Below are 16,520 nucleotides of genomic sequence, written 5' to 3' on the forward strand. Positions count from 1 at the left end.
AAAACGTGAAATCCTGGTCCCCTTACGCCCTGCTGGTCGTGCTCGCTATCGCACTCGACCAGTGGATAAAACAGCTGGTGGAAAACGGCCTCGCCTTCCAGGAAAAGGTGGATCTTCTGCCTTTCCTGGCGCTGTTTCGCACCTACAACACCGGCATCGCCTTCTCGATGTTCTCGTCCTTCGGCGACACCGGCCTGGTGGCCATCGCCGCGCTTGTCGTCGCCTTCGTGCTGTATCTGGCGGTGCGCACGCCCGCCGGCCACGTCCTTGCCCGGATCGGCTTCGCCCTGATCGTCGGCGGCGCGCTCGGCAATCTGATCGACCGCGCGGTCTACGGCCACGTGATCGACTATATTCTTTTCCACACGCCGGTCTGGTCCTTCGCGGTGTTCAACTTTGCCGACGCCTTCATTTCGGTCGGCGCCGCGCTGGTCGTGTTCGACGAGCTGATCGGCTGGCGGCGGGAAACCAGGTCCCAGGATCCAGGCAATTGACCAAGCGCGGCCACCGCCGCAAATTTGTTTCAAACAAAACGAGGAGACCAAAGTGTCCGATACCTTCAAAGCCATCCTCGTTTCGCGCGACGCCGAGAAGAAGCAGTCGGTCGAGATCGTCGACCTCACCGAAGCTGACCTGATGGAAGGCGATGTCACCGTCGCCGTCGAGGCGACGACGGTGAATTACAAGGATGGGCTGGCCATCACCGGCAAGGCCCCGGTCGTGCGCCGCTGGCCGCTGGTGCCCGGCATCGATTTCGCCGGCACTGTCATCGAATCTTCGCACCCCGACTGGCGCAAGGGCGACAAGGTCATCCTCAATGGCTGGGGCGTCGGCGAGACGCATTACGGCGCCTTTGCCGCCCGCGCCCGCGTCAAGGGCGACTGGCTGGTGCCGCTGCCCGACGGGATGAGCCCGCATGATGCGATGGCAGTCGGCACCGCCGGCTATACGGCAATGCTCGCCGTCATGGCGCTGGAGCGGCATGGCATCGTGCCGGATCGCGGACCGGTGGTGGTGACGGGGGCCGCCGGCGGCGTCGGCTCGGTCGCCATCTCGATCCTTTCCACCCTCGGCTACCATGTGATCGCCTCGACCGGGCGCAATGCTGAAAGCCCCTATCTGATCGACCTCGGCGCGGCTGAGGTGATCTCACGGGACGACCTCAGCCAGCCGGCCAAGCCGCTGGCCAAGGAACGCTGGGCCGGCGGCGTCGACTCGGTCGGCACCCATACACTGGCCAACGTGCTGTCGATGACGTCCTATGGCGGCGCGATCGCCGCGTGCGGCCTGGCCGGCGGCATGGACCTTCCGACGAGCGTCGCCCCCTTCATCCTGCGCGGCGTATCGCTGCTCGGCATCGATTCCGTCATGGCGCCGAAAGCGGTCCGCCTCGAGGCGTGGCGCCGCATCGGCGCCGACCTCGACCTCCAGAAACTGTCGACCCTGTCGCGCTCGATCGGCTTCGACGGCATCATCGGCGCTGCGCGCGATATTGTGGAGGGCAGGATCAGAGGCCGCGTGGTCGTCGATCTGTAGGGCGATCCCAGGAATAGCGTTCGGCGATTTCCCGTCCGAACTGCCCAAAATCAGGCAAAAACTGCCGGTTATCGGCACGGACGACTAAAATTCGAACGATCCGCCGCAATCTTCCATAATCTCTGTCTGGCAAGGTTTTCCGCATGCTCGCGGACTCCGACTTCAGACAGGACAGCAAAGCCGCAGGCGACGACGGACTGGGTCCTGACGCGCCGAAGCGGCAGGTGCTTGTCGCGCCGCCGCTGGTCCCCGCATTGCAAGCGGACAGTCATGAAGGCCTGCCGTTCCTGACGATCGTCGCCATAGTCGTCCTGGCCGGGCTGGCGCATCTCACCGGAGCGCCGATCTTCATCACCATAGGCCTCCTGGCGACGGGTCTGGGCGGCCTGATGATGCATCTGCGCAACCAGCGCGCCGAGCGGCGCACCGCCGCACTTCTCGACGAGACGGCCGCCCGTAGCCGCGCCGAGATCGAGACCCTCGCCGATCGCATGTGGGAGATGCAGGAGAGCGAAGAGCGTTTTCGCGGTCTGATCGATGCGCTCGGCGACCTCGTTGTCCATCGCGACCGCGACGGCCACATCGTCTACGCCAACAAGGTGTTCGCCTCGCTCGTCGAGATCGATCAGCGCGACCTCGCAGGCAAGACGCTTTCCGAGCTCGGCATCGACGTCGGCGTCGTGCCCGAGGCCGCCTTTTCGGATCATGAATGCCTGAGCTCCACCGATGTCGCCATCCGCACGCCGAACGGGCCGCGCTGGTTCTCCTGGATCGAGCTCTCGGTGCGGGACAGGGACACCGGTGCTGTTTCGCACCGGGCGATCGCCCGTGACATCACCGCCCGCAAGCGCGCCGAATCGTCGCTGATCACCGCCCGCGAGCGGGCCGAATACGCCAGCCAGGCCAAGTCGCGCTTCCTTGCCACCGTCAGCCACGAGATCCGCACGCCGATGAATGGCATCATGGGCATGGCGAAGCTGCTTGCCGACACCGACCTGTCGCCCGAGCAGCGTACCTATGTCGGCGCCGTCTCGACTTCCGCAAGCTCGCTGCTGGCGCTGATCGAGGATCTGCTCGACTACTCCAAGATCGAGGCCGGCCGCTTCGATCCCGAGCCGCAGCCGACATCACTGCGTGAGATCGCCGACAACATCATCGAGCTGCTGGCCGCGAAGGCCTTCTTCAAGACCATCGGCCTCGGCTGTCACGTCGAACCCGACGTGCCGCAGATGATCACCGCCGACCCCGGTCGCGTGCGCCAGGTGCTGCTCAACCTCATCGGCAATGCCGTCAAGTTCACCGACACAGGCGGCGTGCTGCTTACCGTCGCGCGCGCCAGCACCGAGAGCACCGACCGCATCCGCTTCACCATCGCCGACACCGGTCCGGGGCTGCGCGAAGAGGATATGGAGCGCATCTTCGAGGAATTCGAGCAATCCGACGGTACTTCGACCAGGGTGCACGGCGGCGCCGGTCTCGGCCTCGCCATCTCCAAGCGCCTGGTGATCGCCATGGGCGGCACGATCTCGGTTTCGAGCCGGCTAGGCGAGGGATCCGAATTCGTCTTCGACATTCCGGCGACCGCGGCAACCCAACCGCCACAGTATCGCCGGGACATCCTCTCGGGCCGACGCGCGGTGATCGTGTCCAAGAATGCCGTCGAGGCCGATGCCATCGCTCGCACCATCCACGCGCATGGCGGTGCCGTCGAGATCGCGGCCACGCCGGACCAGGCCATTGCCTTCGCCGCCGGCTGCAACGTGCTTCTGGTCGACGCCGCGCTCGAGAACAGCGACGGCCGCCTGCTCAAGCGGCTGCGTCAGAGCGGTTTTGTCGACTGCCAGGCCATCACCCTGATCGCACCCGCCGATCGCGGCATGCTTGGCGAATTCCGCGCCAACGGCTACGCGACGTTCCTCGCCCGGCCGGTGCGCGGCGAAACGCTGCTGCGCGTGCTGTTGACCAGCCATGTGCCGGCACCCGCCGAGCCGCGGTCGGAACCGCGCGGCACCGCGTCCGTCCGCCGCCGCGACAAGGGCCTGTCCGTGCTGATCGCGGAGGACAATGACATCAACGCGATGCTTGCCCGCGCCACGCTGCTCAAGGCTGGACATCGCGTCAAGATCGTCAGCAACGGCAAGGCCGCGGTCGAAGCCGTCACCGACGCCGGCCTCAAGCATCGTTTCGATGTCGTGCTGATGGATCTCCACATGCCGGTGATGGACGGGCTGGACGCGATCGCCGCCATCCGCCGCCATGAGGAAGCGCTTGCCGTGCCGCCGATCCCGATCATGGTGCTTTCCGCCGACAGCCAGGAAAAGACGCGCCACACGGTTTTGGCCCACGGCGCCAGCGGCTTCGTCACCAAGCCTCTCGACCCCGATGCGCTCGTCCAGGCCGTCGAGAGCCAGGCAGCGGCGTAACGAATTTTTTAGACTTTCCGGAACGCCTTGGATTGCTTGGCTTTCGCAGCCATAAGATAGCCGGTTGAGGGTATTGCCCAGCCGACGAAGTATTGCCGGGATCACCGTATCACGGTACTGTCACAATCCTGTTGCACCTACACCGTATCCCCGTGCCAAGAGGGATGGCTCGAAGGAGAATCACTCGTGCATACAGTCATGCCTGAATGCGATACTCGGCCGAACGCCAGCGCCCTTCTCGGCGCGCGTGCCGCCGACGCTTTCGCAAGCGGCGCACCGCTGGGCCGCATCGGCAACCTGGAAGTGCGGCTCGCCCGCAACGGGGCCGAGATCGCCGCCGCCCAGGAAGTGCGTTATCGGGTATTCTATGACGAGCTCGGCGCGAGGAAGGATTTGTTCCAGGCGCAGGATCGGCGCGATGCCGACCGCTTCGACCCGCTCTGCGATCATCTCCTGGTTTTCGACACCTCGCTTCCCGGCCCAGAGCACCGCCGTATCGTCGGCACCTATCGCCTGCTGCGGCAGGAGATCGCCACCGCGGCGGGCGGCTTCTACTCCGAGGGCGAGTTCGAGCTGACGAAGCTGGTGGCGCGCCATCCGGGCCAACGCTTCCTGGAACTCGGGCGCTCCTGCGTGCTGCCGGAATACCGCTCCAAGCGCACCATCGAGGCGCTCTGGCAAGGCATCTGGGCCTATATCAACCACTATGGCATCGGCGTGATGACCGGCTGCGCCTCCTTCCACGGCACCGTGCCGGCGGCGCATGCGGAGGCGCTTACCTATCTCGCCCATCACTGCCGCACCGACCAGGCCTGGGATGTCCGGGCGGTGGCCGGCCGCTACTGCTCGATGGACTTGATGCCGATCGAGGCGGTCAATGCCAAGGCCGCGATCGCCGCCATGCCGCCGCTCGTCAAAGGCTATCTGCGTGTCGGCGCCCGCATCGGCGACGGCTGCGTCATCGACCACGAATTCTCCACCGTCGACATTTTCGTTGTCATGCCGGTCAAGGAGATCGGCGCCCGCTACGTCAACTACTATGGCGGCGAAGGCCAGCGTTTCGCGGCGTGAGTCTGGCGAATAGCGAATAGCGAATAGCGAATAGCGGAGGAAGTAGCGATAGTAGGCTGATTACAACAGCCCATTCGCTACTCTCTATTCGCTATTCGTTGTTTGCTATCACGGAATATCCTCCGGCCTTCGCCCCGGCCGGCTCTTATAGGCCGGGAACGACCAGCCGAACTTGAGCGCCCCGCCCCGCACCAGGAAGGCCGCCGCAAAGCCGAGCAGGCTGGATGGCAGGGCCGACATGCCAACGAGATCGCCAAACGTGAAGAGCGCTGCGCCCGCAAGCGCCGCCGTGACATAGATTTCGGGCCTGAGCAGCACGGAAGGCTCGCCTGCGATCAGGTCGCGCAATATGCCGCCGAAGGTCGCGGTGAGCACCCCGGTGATGACCGACACGACCGGCGAGCCGGTGATCGCCAGGCCCTTTGCAGCCCCCATCACCGCAAAGGCGGCAAGCCCGATCGCATCGAGCCAGAGCAGCAGCTTGTAGCGGGATTCCACACGATGGGCGCTGAAGAAGACAAGCACCGCCATCACGGCGCAGATCAGCACATAGCCGCTGTTGGCGACCCAGAACACCGGCAGGTTGAGAATGAAGTCGCGTAGCGTTCCGCCACCGATGCCGGTGATGCTGGCCAGAAACAGGAAGCCGATGATATCGAGCTCTTTGCGTGACGCGGCAAGCGCGCCGGTCGCCGCGAAGACGGCGACGCCGGCATAGTCGAGCAGCTCGATGGGATTCATGGGCGAGCGAATAGTGATTGGCGAATAGTCAGTGCACAGTGAATATCACGAAGCGGTGCGGTTGGAACCGCCTTCCCTGTTCGCTATTCCCTATTCGCTATTGGCTCCCTTCACGCATCCTTCTCGGCCTGCTCGTTCACCGGACCCGGCTCGACTGGCGCTTCGGCGGCGGCGGCCTTTGGGCCGCCCTTGGAGACGCCGACCATCGCCGGCCTCAACACGCGCTCGCCGATCGAATAGCCGGGTTGCACGACCTGGACCACGGTCCCGGCCGGAACGTCGGGGTTGGGCACTTCGAACATCGCCTGATGGAAGTTCGGGTCGAACTTCTCGCCTTCGGGCGCAAGCTTCTTCACCCCGTGCCGCTCCAGCGCCGCCAGCATGGCGCGCTCGGTGAGGTCGACGCCCTCGATCAGCGCCTTGAAGCCGGCATCGCCGGAGGCCTTGGCCTCGGTCGGAATGGCTTCCAGCGCGCGGCGCAAATTGTCCGACACCGACAGCATGTCCCGCGCGAAATTGGCCACAGCGTAGGTGCGTGCGTCATGTACATCACGCGCGGTACGGCGCCGCAGATTCTCCATTTCGGCAGCTACGCGAAGCGCCCGGTCCTTCAGTTCCTCGTTTTCCTTCAGCAACCGCACAAGCGCCTCATAGTCGCCGTCGACGCCGCCTTCCGCACGTTCGCCGGAAGCCCGGGCCTCGGAAGCCTGGTTGGCTTCGATTTCCTCGGGCGCGCGTTCGTCTTTTGCCTGGTCGCTCATCGCCGTTTCCCGTCATTCGGATTGGTTTGGATTTGCGCCCGATATCGAGGTTTAGGGGCCAAAAATCAAGGGGCAAGCACCGATGACGGCCCTTCCGCGATCGTTCCAAATTAATTCAAATTTTACCGTACCGGACGGCTTTGCTTGCCACTAAGGGGCCTATGCGGGAACCATTGCCGGGCTGCGAGAGTTTCGAAGCCGACACAGGATTTTGGGACCATGAAGGGCAACATCGGCGAAAGGCGCGCCAAGCTCGCCGACGATATCAGGCGACAGGTTGGCACCGAAGCGACCAAGCGCCTTCTGCGCACGCTTCCGGCATTTCGCCTGGAAAAAGAAGTGCCCAAGCAGTTCACGGATCTGCTTGACCGCCTGGACGGCGCCGAGACGGACAAGGCGGACGGCCAGCGGCAGCACTAGACCGCCCTTCCCCAGTTCCACAGCGTAAGGCGCTGAGGAGCTATGCGGCTCTGCGCTCGTCGCGCATCAGAGCCTCGCCATGACGGATCTCGGTGCCAAGCACCTTGAGGCACTCCCGCATGAACGACGCAAGGCCGGGCCATCCCTTTGCCGAAACCAGATTGCCGTCGACATGCGCGCCGGTCGGCGACACGTCGATATAGGTGCCCCCGGCAAGCGTCACTTCGGGCTCGCAATACTGCAGCGCCGCCACCTCCCTGCCGCGCACCACGCCGTCGACCGCGATCAGGATTTGCACACCGTGGCAGATGGTGAAGATCGGCTTGCCGGCCTCGTGGAAATGCCTGACCAGCGCCTGCACGCGCTTGTCGATGCGAATATATTCCGGCCCGCGTCCGCCCGCAGCGTAGACCGCGTCGTAATCGGCGGGATTCACCTCGGCGAATGTCTTGTTGAGGATATAGTCGTGGCCGAGCTTTTCCGTATAGGTCTGATGGCCCTCGAAGTCGTGCAGCGAGGTCTTGAGCACGTCGCCGGCCTTCTTGTCCGGGCAGACGACATGGACTGTGTGGCCGACCGCATGCATCGCCTGCTCAAAAACGAAAATCTCGTATTCTTCGCTGAACTCGCCAACGAGCATCAGTATCTTCTTGCCTGCCATGCCGTTTCCTCCTTTGCCGGCTGTTTATTTCGGAGCGCGAAATAATCACCGTATCCTAAGGGCAAGACGGCAAAAGAGAAAGTGAAATTCGCAGAAGTGGTCTGACCAGATTGTTGCAAAGAGGCGCGTAGAACTGAACCGACCGCGCCAAGACGTCAAAAGCAAGGTGCTTGGTCAGACCAAAGCTGCAGGCTCCCTTGGTTTACCGGATGGCTGCCTTCGGCGGTCAGCGCGGGGACGGCTCAGCCCGGGCGTTTGCGCCGCCAGGAATATTTCGGGCCCTTGGCTTCCGGCTCTACCGCCGGCTGGTAATAGACTGGCAAGCCTCCTGTGCGCCCTTCCTCCAGCCGCTTCAACAGCACCGGATTGGAGACCTCGAACTCGTCGAAGCCGAGCCGCAGCATATGCGGCAATTGATCGACCAGGACCTGGCCCGTGGCGCGCACCGCGCCTTTGAAGTTATGCCGGGTGCGCAGCAATTCGCCCTTGGAGAAGGAGCGGCCGTCGTTGAAGGCCGGGAAGGCAAGCGCCACCAGCGACAGCTGGTCGAGCAGGCCGACGATCTTGTCGAGCTCGTCGCCGGGGAGCAGGAGCACGCCGAGGCGCTCCTTGGCCGACCTGCGGATATCGTCATCGAGCCCGAGAAAGGCCTGCAACGGGAGGATGAAGCGGCCATTGCTGGCAAGCGCTTCGGCGCTCTCGGCATGGGTCCATTCGTCCTCGCGGAAACCGTTCGGGGTCCAGAGGCGGGTTTCCGATTTGGTCGGCTCAGTCATCAAAATTCCTAATGCCCTAAGATCCTAATGCCCTAAGAATGAAAGGATATGTCGCTGTTCAGGTCGGCCCGGAGTCGAAAATGGTGGCTTTCGAGAACGGGAGCGGAGCGTACTTCAACTACGCGAGCTCCGAAAGCGCAGGAACCCGCCATTTGCAGGCCGGCCTCACCTGAGTAGCGGCTGTCCTTAAAGTGATGCGTCGGTCAGCGACTTCTCCAGCCCCGACAGATGGATGCCGCACTCGGTCTTGGCGTGCCCCGCCCAGCGGCCGCTGCGCGCATCCTCGCCTGGCTGTACCGGCTGCGTGCAGGGGAAGCAGCCGATCGACAGATAGCCATAGGCGACCAGCGGGTTTTCGCGCAGCGCATGCGCGCGCATGTAGTCGGCCTGGTCGGATGTCGTCCAATGCGCGAGCGGATTGATGCGGATGCGCGAGCCGACGGCCTCGAAGACCGGGAGTGCCGCGCGCGTCGAAGCCTGGAAGCGCTTGCGCCCGGTGAACCAGGCGCGGAACGGCTCGACGCCACGCGCCAGCGGCTCGACCTTGCGCAGGTTGCAACAGGCGTCGGTATCGGTCTCATGCAGCCTGCCGGTCGGATCGACGCGTTCGAGCGCCGCTTCGTCCGGCTTGATCACTCTCACATCGGTCAGGCCGAAATCGGCGACCAGCGCGTCGCGGTAGCCCAGCGTCTCCTCGAAATGCTTGCCGGTGTCGAGAAAGATCACCGGCAGCGAGCGGTCGATCTCGGCAATCATGTGCAGGAGGACTGCCGAATCGGCGCCGAAGGACGACACGGCGGCAACCTCGCCGCGGAAAAATTCACGCGCCGAGCGCTCGATGATCTCGATCGGCTTCAGATGGCCGAGCAGCGCGTCGAGCCCCGCCGCTTCCGCGGCAACGCCGGCCTCGACGCCGCCGATCCGGTCAAGCGGCCTTGGTTTCGCCAGCATAGAGCGCCTCCTTGAACGGCGCGGGACCGACACGGCGGTAGGCGTCGATAAAACGTTCACTGGGATTGAGCCGAAGGCCGAGATAGGTGTCGACGATCTGCTCGATGGCATCGGTGATTTCTTCCGAAGAGAAACCGCGGCCGATGATCTCGCCGACCGACGTGTTCTCGTCGGCCGAGCCGCCGAGCGTGACCTGGTAGAGCTCGGAGCCCTTCTTCTCCACGCCGAGAATGCCGATATGGCCGACATGGTGGTGGCCGCAGGCGTTGATGCAGCCGGAGATCTTCAGCTTCAGCTCACCGATCTCGCGCTGCCGCTCCAGCGAGGCGAAGCGGCGCGAGATTTCCTGCGCGACCGGAATCGAACGCGCCGTGGCAAGCGCGCAATAGTCGAGGCCGGGGCAAGAGATGATGTCGCTGATCAGGTTGGAATTGGCCGTCGCCAAGCCGATCTCGACCAGCGCGTCATAGACGGCCTTGAGGTCGGCGCGCGCCACATGCGGCAGGATCAGGTTCTGCTCGTGACTGACGCGCAGCTCGTCGAAGGCGTATTTCTCGGCGATGTCGGCAACCGCCTCCATCTGGCTGTCGGAGGCGTCACCGGGCACCTCGCCGATGCCCTTAAGCGAGATCGTCACCGCCGCATAGTCGGGGTGGCGATGCGTTATGACATTCTGGTCGAGCCACTCCGAAAAACTCTTGGAATCGAGCCGCGCCTCGTTCACCTGCGCGTCGCCTTCCGGCCGGTCAGGCAATGCCGGCGGCGCGAAATAAGCATTGATCGCCTGGATGTCGGCGTCCGGCAGCTTCAGCTCCGCGTCCTTCAACTCCTGCCATTCGGCCTCGATCTGGCGGGTTATCTCCTCGACCCCGGTCTCGTGGACGAGGATCTTGATACGCGCCTTGTACTTGTTGTCGCGGCGGCCATAGAGGTTGTAAACGCGCAGGATCGCCGTGCAGTAGGACAACAGCTCGGCTTCCGGCAGGAAGTCGCGGATCTTCTTGGCGACCATCGGCGTGCGGCCCTGGCCGCCACCGACATAGACGGCAAAGCCCAGTTCGCCGGCCGCGTTCTTCTTCAGATGCAGCCCGATGTCGTGCGTCTGGATGGCGGCGCGATCACGCTCGGCGCCGGTCACCGCGATCTTGAACTTGCGCGGCAGGTACGAGAACTCCGGATGCACCGACGACCACTGGCGCAGGATCTCCGCATAGGGACGCGGATCGGCAACCTCGTCGGCGGCCGCGCCGGCGAAATGGTCCGCGGTGACGTTGCGGATGCAGTTACCGCTGGTCTGGATGGCATGCATCTCGACGCTCGCCAGATCAGCAAGGATCGCCGGGATGTCGGACAGCGCCGGCCAGTTGAACTGGATGTTCTGGCGCGTGGTGAAGTGGCCGTAGCCCTTGTCGTATTTGCGGGCGATGTGGCCGAGCATGCGCAATTGCCTGCTGTTCAGCGTGCCGTAGGGCACGGCGATACGCAGCATATAGGCGTGCAGCTGCAAATAGACGCCGTTCATCAGCCGGAGCGGCCGGAACTGGTCCTCGGTGATCTCGCCGGCAAGCCGGCGCTGCACCTGGTCGCTGAACTCGGCGACGCGGGCCTTTACGAAATCCTGGTCGAACTCGTCGTAACGGTACATGCTTCGTCTTTCAGGGCGCGTCCGCCCGCTTTCTTGTGTCTATGCCGCCCGTGCCGGAGCCGGGCTCGCCTGCTTGCCGAGGTCGGTGCGGATGGTGGGGCCCGCGGCGCGGATCTTCTCGCGCAGCCGCACCGGCTCGACCGCGCCGTTGATCACGGTCACATCGATCAGGTTGACGTCGACGACTTCGTTGTTGGCAGCGGCCGCGGCGCCGATGGCCTCGAGCCGATCCTCCGCCGCCTTGTCATGGGCGATGTCGGCACGAGTGACGGTCTCCGCCCAGCCGCCATCGGCGTACCAGACGGCGATACCGTCCGAGAGCCTGTTCGCGGTCAGAACCTTCATTGCTCAACTCCTTCGGCCGCTACGCCGGCCGTATCTTCACGCGTGTGCGCCGCAAGCGGCTCGGATTGTTCGAAATTGGCGCCGGCGACCGCGTCGCCGATGATGGTCATGACCGGACCGGTAAGATCGGCGCGCGCTTCCAGCGACGGCAGGTCGGCGAGCGTGCCGTGGAAGCGGCGGCGATTGCCAAGGCTGGCATTCTCCACCACGGCGACGGCGGTATCGGGCGACAGCCCGGCTTCGATCAGCCGGCCGGCGACTTCGGCTGCAACCGAGCGGCCCATATAGACGGCGACGGTGGCGCCGGAAATGGCAAGCTTTGCCCAATCGGGCAGTGAGTTGCCCTTGAGGTCATGCCCGGTGGTGAACACCATCGAGGACGTCACGCCGCGCAGCGTCAGCGGCAATTCGAAATCGGCGGCCGCGGCGAAGGCGGCGGTCACGCCCGGAACCACCTCATAGGCGATGCCGGCCTCGCGAAGTGCTGCCATTTCCTCGCCCGCCCGCCCGAACACAAGCGGATCGCCTGATTTCAGCCGCACCACGCGCTTGCCGGCGCGGCCAAGCTCGATGAGCAGAGCGTTGATTTCTTCCTGGCTCTTGGAATGGCAGCCCTTGCGCTTGCCGACAGGCAAGCGCTCGGCATCGCGGCGCCCCATGGCGACGATCGCTTCCGGCACCAGCGCGTCATAGACGATCGCGTCGGCCTCCATCAGCAGGCGGTGGGCGCGCAGCGTCAAAAGATCCTCCGCGCCCGGGCCGGCGCCGACCAGAGCGATGTGACCTGCGGTCGGCGCGTCCGAAGTCAGAAGTTCGAGCGCAGCACTATGCGCCCTGGCGAACTCTCCGGCTTCAACCGCCTTGGCCGGGAGGCCGGCGAAGAAATCGCTCCAGAACTGGCGGCGGCGATTGCCCTTCGGCAGCCGCTCGGCAGCAGTGCGAAACGACGACGCCAAGGCTGCCAGCCGGCCAAGCGACGGCGACAGCATGCGATCGATGCGCACCCGCAGCAGCTGCGCCAGCACAGGGCCGGCGCCCTCGGTGCCGATGGCGATGGCGACCGGCGCGCGGTTGACCAGCGCCGGTGTGAAGAAATCGCAGAGCTCAGGCCGGTCGACGGCGTTGACCGGAATGCCCAGCCGGCGGGCGTCTTCGACCACGCGGCGGTCGAGCGCCTCGTCGCCGCTGGCGGCAAACACCATGGCCGCGTCCTCGAGGTGCGCGGCATCGTAGGCGACATCGACGTGGACAGCGCCGGCGGTTGCAATGAAATTCAGAAGCTCGGGATCGGCATTGTCCGCAATGATGCGCAGCGTCGCGTTTGACTGAGCAAGCAGCCTGGCCTTGGCCAGTGCCTCCTCGCCGTTGCCGACGATGGCCACGGCTTCGCCGTCGACCCGCAGGAAGACGGGGAAGGCGTTGAGCTTGGCATTGGCTGGCGACATGGCGATAAACAGTACGAGAACAGTCTGGCAGTTTTATGCGGGCCTGGGAAAAACCAGAAGGCAAGCACTCGCGCATCCCTTGATGGCAGGCAATCGCTTTTTCGCAGCCGCGAAAGGCAGGAGAAAAAAATTCTACGTCGGAGCTTGAGGTGGTCGGGCACCTCTCCGAGAGCTACTGATCCGGCAGAGTTTTTAGCGCCGTGCAGCCGACACGGCAAAACGGTTTTTTCTAAATTCTACCAATTAAGTAGATTAAGACGCGTCTTGCTGGTGGGTGAGATCGCTGCCGCTTGCAGCACATCCTGCAGTCGTTAGTTGATCCGGAACTATCATGCTCGGCGGCACGTTTCGCTAACGATCCATCCCGTCGGTCGAGCCGCTCTCGCGGGGCTCGATTTGTGCTCAAGGCAAGGAGGAAAATCATGAACATCAAGCTTAAACGCGGTCTCTGGGTGGTCGTGGCCGACGGCGAGAAGGCGCTTTTCCTCCGCAATGAAGGCGACAGCAAGTTTCCGAACCTCGAGGTGGTTCAGGAGATGGAGCAGGAAAATCCCGCCACCAGGGAGCAAGGCACCGATAAACCGGGCCGGTATGCCGAAGGGCCACGCAGCGCGATCGAAGAAACCGACTGGCATCGCCTCGGCAAGGAACGTTTCGCAAGCGATATTGCCGATCGGCTCTACAAGCTTGCACATCGGGGTGAGTTCGACCAGCTCGTGCTGATCGCGCCGCCGCAGGTGCTCGGCGAGATGCGTCAGAAGCTGCACAAGGAAGTCAGTGAAAAAGTGCAGGCCGAAATCCCCAAGACGCTGACCAATCATACCGTCTTCGACATCGAGAATCTGCTCAAAGCGGCCTGAGCGGCACGCAGGAACGCACAGCAGGGGATTGATGCCGTGGCCCCCTCATGGCGGCTCGCTCTGATTTTCTCATCCGGCGCCCGATCGCGGCGCCGATTTCCGTGTAGCGGTGGTTGCGTCACCGCCCCTCCCCCGACCATATTGCGAAGGGGCGACGGCCCTCGGGCGGCGCTTATCGACATCGTGAATTCTCGAAAGGCGCTCCATAGACAATGCCGCATGACACGCCCCTGATCGCCACCATCGTCGCCGGTTTGGGGCTTGCCTTCGTTTTCGGAGCATTGGCCAACCGATTCCGCATCCCGCCGCTGGTCGGCTATCTGGTGGCCGGCGTGCTGGTCGGTCCGAACACGCCGGGCTTCGTCGCCGACGCCAGCCTTGCCAACGAACTCGCCGAGATCGGCGTCATCCTGCTGATGTTCGGCGTCGGCCTGCATTTCTCGCTGAAGGATCTTTTGTCGGTCCGCGCAATCGCCGTGCCCGGCGCCGTCGTGCAGATCGGCTTTGCCACGCTGCTCGGCGTCGGCCTCGCCTGGCTGCTTGGCTGGTCGCTCGGCGCCGGCCTTGTCTTCGGCCTCGCGCTCTCCGTCGCCTCGACCGTCGTCCTGCTGCGCGCCATGCAGGAGCGGCGGCTGATCGAGACCGAGCGCGGCCGCATCGCCGTCGGCTGGCTGATCGTCGAGGATTTGGCCATGGTGCTGGCGCTGGTGCTTTTGCCGGCGCTCGCCGGCGTGCTTGGCGGCCAGCCGCAGGCCGACGACCATGCGAGCCTGCTTTCGCTGCCCGCCAGCCACGGCATATGGGGCGTGGTCGGCATAACGCTGGCCAAGGTCGTCGCCTTCGTCGTCGTCATGCTGGTCGTAGGCCGCAGGGTCATCCCCTGGATCCTGCACTATGTCGCCCATACCGGCTCACGCGAGCTGTTCCGGCTCTCGGTGCTTGCCATCGCGCTCGGCGTCGCCTTCGGCGCGGCGAAGCTGTTCGGCGTCTCGCTGGCGCTCGGCGCCTTCTTCGCCGGCATGGTCATGAGCGAGTCCGAGCTCAGCCACCGGGCGGCGGAAGAATCGCTGCCGCTGCGCGACGCTTTTTCCGTGCTGTTCTTCGTTTCCGTCGGCATGCTGTTCGATCCGTTCAGCCTGGTCAGCAACGGCCTGCCGATCCTGGCGACCTTAGCCATCATCCTCATCGGCAAATCGCTCGCCGCTTTCGTCATCGTCATCGCCTTCCGCTATCCGGTCGCGACCGCGCTGATTATCTCGGCCAGCCTTGCCCAGATCGGCGAATTCTCCTTCATACTGGCCGAGCTCGGCGTCGGGCTGAAGCTTCTGCCCGAACAGGGCCGCGACCTCATTCTGGCCGGCGCCATCCTGTCGATCCTGCTCAACCCGCTGATGTTCCTGATCGTCGATAGGATGAAGCCGTGGCTGGAAAAGCGCGCCGGCAACACGGCAGAGCCCGAGGAATCAAGGCCGATCGGCCCGGCGACCGAGCCCGGCCAGGTGGCCTCGGCGGCGGCAGTGTCTGAAAGCGAGAACGGTCTGCCGCCGCGAACGGGACTCACCGACCATTCCATCCTGATCGGCTATGGACGTGTCGGCAGCCTCGTGGGTGCCGCGCTGAAACAAGCCGCCCTGCCCTTCCTGGTTGTCGAGGATGCCGACAAGACGCTGGCGAAGCTGAGGGCCGAGGGCGTCGAAACGGTGGCCGGCAACGCCGCCAATGCGGACGTCTTCGCGGCCGCCAATCCGGAAGGCGCCAAACGGCTGATCCTCGCCATCCCCAACGCCTTCGAGGCGGGACAGGTGGTGCTGCGGGCGCGCGCGGCCAATCCCGGCATCAGCGTCATTGCGCGCGCCCATTCCGATGCCGAGGTCGAGCATCTCAAGGCTCTCGGCGCCGACACCGTGATCATGGGCGAGCGCGAAATAGCACGCGGCATCGTCGAGGCGGTTACCGGCATGTCACCCGCTCGGTTGGACGACGCCGCTGCCGAGATCAGGCCGCAGCCTGCCTGACGCTCGCCTGCACAAACCAAGCGGATCAGGAAACGAATAACGGAAGCGATGTCGCTGAGATGGAAGTCACACGTGCTGGCCGCCATTGATGTGGATTTCCGAGCCGGTCACGTAGGACGCCTGGCCCGAACACAGGAAAAAGATGATGTCGGCCACTTCCGACGTGGCGCCCAGCCTTCTCAGCGGGATCGTCTCGACGATCTTGTCGGTGCCGGGCGACAGGATCGCCGTGTCGATCTCGCCCGGCGCGATCGCATTGACGCGGATGCCGTGCGGCCCGAAGTCATGCGCCATCTCGCGCGTCAGAGAACCCAGCGCCGCCTTCGACGTCGCATAGGCCGTGCCGGCAAATGGATGCACGCGCGTGCCGGCGATCGAGGTGACGTTGACGATTGAGCCCTTGGCGGCGGCGAGTTCCTTGAACAGCCCTCTCGCCAGCATGATCGGCGCGAAGAAATTGACCTGGAACACGTCGCGCCAGACATGCATCGGCGTCTCGATCGAGTTCATCCGGCCGCCGTCCTTGAGCTTCGGCGAGATGCCGGCATTGTTGACCAGCGCGTGCAACTGCCCGCCATGCGCCTCCAGCCGGTGGCGGATTTCCGAGACGGCAATGCCGACATCCTCCTGGTCGGCAAGGTCGACCTTGATGTGGTCCTCGGGACCGGCCGGCCATGGGCAGTCCTCGGCAAAGGCCTGTCGCGAGCAGGTGATGACGCGCCAGCCCTCGCGTGAAAAGCGTTTCACCGTCGCATGGCCGATGCCGCGGCTGGCGCCGGTGAGCACGATGGTTTTTCTGCTGTCGATTTCGGCCATGGCTTGATCTCCGGCCGGACATGTAGCCGAAGGCGCCAGCCATTGCGAGAGGCG

The 16,520-nt window shown here is 64.4% G+C and carries 16 protein-coding genes; 7 read left to right on the plus strand and 9 right to left on the minus strand.

Annotated features, from left to right (window positions below; translation table 11 throughout):
* Positions 1-5: 5 nt before the first annotated feature.
* The 4 genes from lspA to P9228_RS14385 all read left to right on the plus strand — a co-directional run bounded on the left by lspA (position 6) and on the right by P9228_RS14385 (position 5,030).
* Positions 6-494, plus strand: a complete 489-nt coding sequence (lspA, locus tag P9228_RS14370; RefSeq protein WP_067318893.1) for a signal peptidase II — start codon at positions 6-8, stop codon at positions 492-494.
* Positions 495-546: 52 nt separating this feature from the next.
* Positions 547-1,536 (plus strand): MDR family oxidoreductase, encoded by a 990-nt coding sequence (locus tag P9228_RS14375; protein ID WP_095823598.1) that lies wholly within the window; start codon positions 547-549, stop codon positions 1,534-1,536.
* A gap of 143 nt (positions 1,537-1,679) precedes the next feature.
* Complete coding sequence (locus tag P9228_RS14380; protein WP_278053992.1) at positions 1,680-3,959, plus strand: PAS domain-containing hybrid sensor histidine kinase/response regulator; 2,280 nt, start codon at positions 1,680-1,682, stop codon at positions 3,957-3,959.
* 186 nt (positions 3,960-4,145) lie between these two features.
* The gene (locus P9228_RS14385; protein WP_082953625.1) at positions 4,146-5,030 is read left to right on the plus strand and encodes a GNAT family N-acetyltransferase; all 885 of its coding nucleotides are present in this window, start codon (positions 4,146-4,148) and stop codon (positions 5,028-5,030) included.
* 108 nt (positions 5,031-5,138) lie between these two features.
* On the opposite strand, the gene P9228_RS14390 is transcribed toward P9228_RS14385, so the two are convergent.
* Positions 5,139-5,771, minus strand: coding sequence for a trimeric intracellular cation channel family protein (locus P9228_RS14390; RefSeq protein WP_278053994.1), 633 nt, complete (start codon positions 5,769-5,771; stop codon positions 5,139-5,141).
* A 110-nt stretch (positions 5,772-5,881) separates the two neighbouring features.
* A complete protein-coding gene (gene grpE / locus P9228_RS14395; RefSeq protein WP_278053995.1) occupies positions 5,882-6,532 on the minus strand; it encodes a nucleotide exchange factor GrpE in 651 nt (216 codons plus the stop codon).
* Positions 6,533-6,751: 219 nt separating this feature from the next.
* On the opposite strand from grpE, the gene P9228_RS14400 reads away from it, so the two are divergent.
* Positions 6,752-6,952, plus strand: a complete 201-nt coding sequence (locus P9228_RS14400) for a hypothetical protein (protein WP_067318902.1) — start codon at positions 6,752-6,754, stop codon at positions 6,950-6,952.
* A gap of 40 nt (positions 6,953-6,992) precedes the next feature.
* Here the strand turns inward: P9228_RS14400 and P9228_RS14405 are convergent, their stop codons facing one another.
* From P9228_RS14405 to cysG, 6 genes are all read right to left on the minus strand, one after another.
* Complete coding sequence (locus P9228_RS14405) at positions 6,993-7,613, minus strand: DJ-1/PfpI family protein (RefSeq protein ID WP_278053997.1); 621 nt, start codon at positions 7,611-7,613, stop codon at positions 6,993-6,995.
* 242 nt (positions 7,614-7,855) lie between these two features.
* Positions 7,856-8,389 carry a DUF934 domain-containing protein gene (locus P9228_RS14410; RefSeq protein ID WP_278053998.1) on the minus strand — a complete coding sequence of 178 codons (534 nt, stop codon included), beginning with the start codon at positions 8,387-8,389 and terminating at the stop codon, positions 7,856-7,858.
* Positions 8,390-8,575: 186 nt separating this feature from the next.
* Positions 8,576-9,340 (minus strand): phosphoadenylyl-sulfate reductase, encoded by a 765-nt coding sequence (locus P9228_RS14415; RefSeq protein ID WP_127403390.1) that lies wholly within the window; start codon positions 9,338-9,340, stop codon positions 8,576-8,578.
* The gene (locus P9228_RS14420; RefSeq protein ID WP_127216388.1) at positions 9,315-10,985 is read right to left on the minus strand and encodes a nitrite/sulfite reductase; all 1,671 of its coding nucleotides are present in this window, start codon (positions 10,983-10,985) and stop codon (positions 9,315-9,317) included. The genes P9228_RS14415 and P9228_RS14420 overlap by 26 nt, the downstream gene beginning before the upstream one ends.
* A gap of 39 nt (positions 10,986-11,024) precedes the next feature.
* On the minus strand, positions 11,025-11,330 hold the full coding sequence (locus tag P9228_RS14425; RefSeq protein WP_095800580.1) for a DUF2849 domain-containing protein: 306 nt from the start codon (positions 11,328-11,330) through the stop codon (positions 11,025-11,027).
* The gene (gene cysG / locus P9228_RS14430) at positions 11,327-12,775 is read right to left on the minus strand and encodes a siroheme synthase CysG (RefSeq protein ID WP_095800581.1); all 1,449 of its coding nucleotides are present in this window, start codon (positions 12,773-12,775) and stop codon (positions 11,327-11,329) included. The genes P9228_RS14425 and cysG overlap by 4 nt, the downstream gene beginning before the upstream one ends.
* A 419-nt stretch (positions 12,776-13,194) precedes the next feature.
* Here cysG and P9228_RS14435 point away from each other — a divergent pair, with 419 nt between their 5' ends.
* Both P9228_RS14435 and ybaL read left to right on the plus strand, forming a co-directional pair.
* Positions 13,195-13,635, plus strand: coding sequence for a host attachment family protein (locus P9228_RS14435; protein WP_164747059.1), 441 nt, complete (start codon positions 13,195-13,197; stop codon positions 13,633-13,635).
* Positions 13,636-13,847: 212 nt separating this feature from the next.
* A complete protein-coding gene (gene ybaL, locus P9228_RS14440; RefSeq protein WP_278054000.1) occupies positions 13,848-15,650 on the plus strand; it encodes a YbaL family putative K(+) efflux transporter in 1,803 nt (600 codons plus the stop codon).
* Between the two features lie 66 nt (positions 15,651-15,716).
* On the opposite strand, the gene P9228_RS14445 is transcribed toward ybaL, so the two are convergent.
* Entirely contained in the window at positions 15,717-16,466 is a 750-nt protein-coding gene (locus tag P9228_RS14445) for an SDR family oxidoreductase (RefSeq protein ID WP_067004093.1), read from the minus strand.
* Positions 16,467-16,520 lie beyond the last annotated feature (54 nt).

The organism is Mesorhizobium sp. WSM4898, assembly GCF_029625845.1.
In the GTDB taxonomy this organism is placed as follows: Bacteria; Pseudomonadota; Alphaproteobacteria; order Rhizobiales; family Rhizobiaceae; genus Mesorhizobium.